Here is a 4,088-nt window from a genome sequence, read left to right as displayed (position 1 = left end):
GTGCCCGCCCGCGCCTCCCGCCGCGCCACCGCCCGCGGATCCACCGCGAACACCGCCGCCACGATCGTCAGCACCGCGTACACCCCGAGGTACCCGCACAGGATCCACGGCGACCCACCCCCGAGCTGCACGAACACCGCGGCCAGCAGCGGCGTCAGCCCGACCGAGAAGATCGACCCGATCTGGTACCCGAGCGACATCCCCGAGTACCGCCGCCCGGTCGGGAACTGCTCCGCGAACCACGCCGCCTGCGGCCCGTAGATGCTGTCGTGGAACACGCACATCCCGATCAGCGCCACAAGCGGCAGCAGCACGAGCGGACCGGCGTCGAGGAACGCGAAGAACGGCCAGATGAGCACCGCGATGCCCACCGCCGACCAGATCGTCAGCACCCGCCGCCCGACCCGGTCGGACAGCCACCCCCAGAACGGCGTGGACACGAGCGACACGGCCGAGATCACGAGCACGGCCTGCAGCCCCGCGTCCGAGCCCGATGGCCCCCGCACGTTTCCGAGGTACGTCAGCGAGTACGTCGTCAGGATCGAGTACAGCGCCGGCTGCACGAGGCGCAGGCCCGCCGTCACCAGGATCGACCGCGGGTGCTGCCGGATCGCCTGCCACACCGGGAACCGCTCGACCCCGCCCGAGGCGCGCAGCTCCTGGAACACCGGGGCGTCCTGCACACCGAGCCGGATGACGAGCCCGACCGCCACGATCACCGCCGAGAACAGGAACGGCAGCCGCCAGCCCCAGGCCAGGAACGCCTCGGTGCCGAGCAGCGACCGCACGAGCGTGAAGACCCCGGTCGCCAGAAGCATCCCACCGGCCGACCCCATCTGCGTGAACGCCCCGAACAGCCCCCGGTGCCGCTCCGGCGCGTGCTCGACGGACAGCAGCGCCGAGCCGCCCCACTCCGCACCGGCCGCGACGCCCTGCAGCAGCCGCAGGAACACGAGCGCCACGACGGCGCCGACCCCGATGGTCGCGGCCGACGGGATGACCCCGATCAGCGTGGACGCGATGCCCATCAGCACCAGCGACGCGACGAGCAGCTTCTTCCGCCCGATCCGGTCACCCAGGTGGCCGGCGATCACGCCGCCGAGCGGCCGCGCCACGAACCCGACGCCGTAGGTCGCGAACGACGCGATGACCCCGACAGCCGGCGTCACGGACGGGAAGAACGTCGGCGCGAACACCAGCGCCGAGGCCGTCGCGTAGAGGTAGAAGTCGTAGTACTCGACGGTCGTCCCGACGAATGACGCGAGGGCGACCCGACGACGGGTCGCGCTGGTCGACGGTGCAGCGGGACGGCCTGGAGGCGCGGTGACGGTGGTCTGGCTCGGCATGCCTCAGGAGCATGGTCGCGTCCAGGGCCGCGGGGAACACCGCGCGTAACGGGAGGTCACGTCGCTGTCGTCGGGCGGTGCCCGCCGACCACGATGGGACACATGAGCGATGCACCGAACCGCCCGCTGCGCTTCGCGGCCTTCGTCATGAACACGACCTCGCACATCCAGCACGGCCTGTGGCGGCACCCCGACGCCCGGCAGGCGGACTTCGACGACGTGACGCTGTGGACCGACCTGGCGAGGACCCTCGAGCGCGGCAAGTTCGACGCGATGTTCTTCGCCGACGTCGTCGGGACCTACGGCCCCGGGCGCGGCGACTACTCGACCAACCTGCGCGAGGGGCTGCAGATCCCCTCGAACGACCCCTCCGTGCTGCTCTCCGCGCTCGCCGTGTCGACCGAGCACCTCGGGCTCGCGTTCACCTCGAGCGTCATCCAGGCACACCCGTTCGACTTCGCCCGCAAGGTCTCCACGCTCGACCACATCACCCGCGGCCGCATCGGCTGGAACGTCGTCACGAGCGCCCTCGACAGCGCCGCCCGGAACTTCGGCGCCGACCGGCTCGAGGAGCACGACGAGCGCTACGTCTGGGCCGAGGAGTACCTCGAGGTCTGCGCGAAGCTCTGGGAGGGCTCGTGGGAGGACGGCGCCGTGCTGAAGGACCCGGTCCGTGGCTACGCCGACCCCGACAAGGTGCACCGCATCGACCACCACGGCACCCGCTACGACGTGCAGGGCCCGCACCTGTCGGCACCGTCGCCGCAGCGGACCCCGGTGCTGTTCCAGGCCGGGTCGTCGCCGGCCGGCCGTGCTTTCGCCGCCCGGAACGCCGAGGCCCAGTTCATCCTGACCTCGAACCGGGACGCCACCGAACAGCTCATCCGCGAGACCCGCGACCTGGCCGAGGCCGCCGGTCGACAGCGGGACGACATCGCGTTCTTCCTCGGCCTGACCTTCGTCACCGGCTCCACCGAAGCCGAGGCCAAGGCCAAGGAAGCGGAGATCGACGAGTACCTGGCCGCCGACGGGTTCCTGGTGCACTCGAACCTCGGCTTCGACCCCGACACCGGCGAGCCCCTCGACCCGGACACCCCGCTGTCCGAGGTCCGCACCCACGCCGGGCAGTCGCACCTGCAGTGGCTCCGCGAGGCCGCCGGGGACCGCGAACCGACCATCGCCGACCTCGCCCGGCTGTCCGCGAAGCTCCGCGCCCGGGTCGTCGGGACGCCGGAGCAGATCGCCGACGAGCTCGCCGACTGGCAGCGGGTGGGCGTCGACGGCGTCAACGTCATCAACTGGACGCTGCCCGGCTCGTACGAGGAGTTCGTCGACCACATCGCGCCGACCCTGCAGGAGCGCGGACTGATGCAGTCCGAGTACCGCGAGGGCACCCTGCGCGAGAAGCTCTTCGGTCACGCACAGCTGCCGGACTCGCACCCCGCCCGGCAGTGGCGCGGGGCGTTCTCGGGCGGTGCCGGCGCGACCGAGGCGCGCGACGCGGTGGAGGTGCCCGCATGACGGACGCGACGACGATCGACGGACGCGTGACGGGCCTCCCGGCCGATCGTCTGGCGACCCTGCGCGAACGCTTCGCGCCCGTGTTCGCGACCATCCGCGACGGTGCGGTCGAGCGTGAGCTCGCGTCCGGGAAGCCCGGCGACCGGCCGCTGCCGCACGCCGAGGTCCGGGCGCTCGCCGACGCGGGGTTCGGGCGGTTGCGCGTGCCGGAGGACCGCGGGGGCTTCGGCGTGACGCTGGTCGAACTCGCGCACCTGGTGGCGGACCTGGCAGCGGCGGACTCGAACATCGCGCACCTGTGGCGGGGGCACTTCGGGTACACCGAGCTGGTGCTGCTGCGGCCGTCGTCCGCCGGCCGGGACGAGTGGCTCCAGCGCATCGTCGACGGAGCGATCATCGGGAACGCGACCTCGGAGCGGACCGGGACGACCCTGGCCGACATCTCGACGACGGTGACGCCGGCTGGTGATTCCCTCCGCCTCGACGGGCGGAAGTTCTACTCGACCGGCACGCTCTACGCGGACTGGATCTACCTGGCGGCCGACCGTGACGGGGAGCGCGTGACGTTCGCCGTCGACGCCTCCGCGCCGGGCGTGACGAGCATCGACGACTGGGATGGCTTCGGGCAGCGGTTGACGGCGTCCGGCACCACCGTGTTCGACGGGGTGTCGGTCGACCCCTCGGTGGTGTCGGCGTACCGGGACGCCCCGCTGTCGCACATCCAGGCCTTCTACCAGCTGTACCTGCTGGCGGTCCTCGCCGGGATCGGGCAGGCCGTGTCGGACGATGCCGTGGCCTTCGTGCGACCCCGGACCCGCACCTACATCCACGCCAACGCGGCCGTGCCGGGGGAGGACCCGCAGGTGCTCTCGGTGCTCGGGCGGCTGTCGGCCGGGGCGTTCACCGCCCGGTCACTCGTCGTCGCCGCCGCGGGGCTGCTCGACGGGGTCGTCGCGACGAACGAGCCCGGGGTCGGCGTCGACCGCGTGGTGCTCGACGCGGCCGAGAACGCCGTGTACCAGGCACAGGTCGAGATCGGGCCGCGCGTGCTGCGGTCGGCGTCCGAGCTGTTCGAGGTCGGCGGGGCGTCCGCGGCCGACCGGACGCGTGGGCTGGACCGGCACTGGCGGAACGCCCGGGTGGTGGCGTCGCACAACCCGGCGGTCTACAAGGAGCGGATGGTGGGGGAGTACGCGCTGCACGGGCGGCCCGATCTCGACC

Annotated in this window: 3 protein-coding genes; 2 read left to right on the top strand and 1 reads right to left on the bottom strand. The window is 72.4% G+C overall.

Annotated features, from left to right (window positions below; all coding sequences use genetic code 11):
- A partial coding sequence (locus DEJ01_RS17850) for an MFS transporter (protein ID WP_111093781.1) occupies window positions 1-1,346 on the bottom strand: 1,346 nt, incomplete at its 3' end.
- A gap of 102 nt (window positions 1,347-1,448) precedes the next feature.
- Between DEJ01_RS17850 and DEJ01_RS17845 the strand changes: the two genes are divergently transcribed.
- Window positions 1,449-2,867 (top strand): LLM class flavin-dependent oxidoreductase, encoded by a 1,419-nt coding sequence (locus DEJ01_RS17845; RefSeq protein ID WP_111093780.1) that lies wholly within the window; start codon window positions 1,449-1,451, stop codon window positions 2,865-2,867.
- A partial coding sequence (locus DEJ01_RS17840) for an acyl-CoA dehydrogenase family protein (RefSeq protein ID WP_111093779.1) occupies window positions 2,864-4,088 on the top strand: 1,225 nt, incomplete at its 3' end. The genes DEJ01_RS17845 and DEJ01_RS17840, both read left to right, overlap by 4 nt.

This window comes from Curtobacterium sp. MCLR17_040, assembly GCF_003234735.1.
GTDB lineage: Bacteria > Actinomycetota > Actinomycetes > Actinomycetales > Microbacteriaceae > Curtobacterium > Curtobacterium flaccumfaciens.
The sequence above is the reverse complement of the archived record's forward strand: the minus strand, read 5'-3'. Positions and strand labels throughout refer to the sequence as shown.

Coding starts and splice junctions, on each gene's coding strand:
- DEJ01_RS17845 (WP_111093780.1), top strand. CDS start 1,449: ATGAGCGATGCACCGAACCGCCCGCTGCGCTTCGCGGCCTTCGTCATG.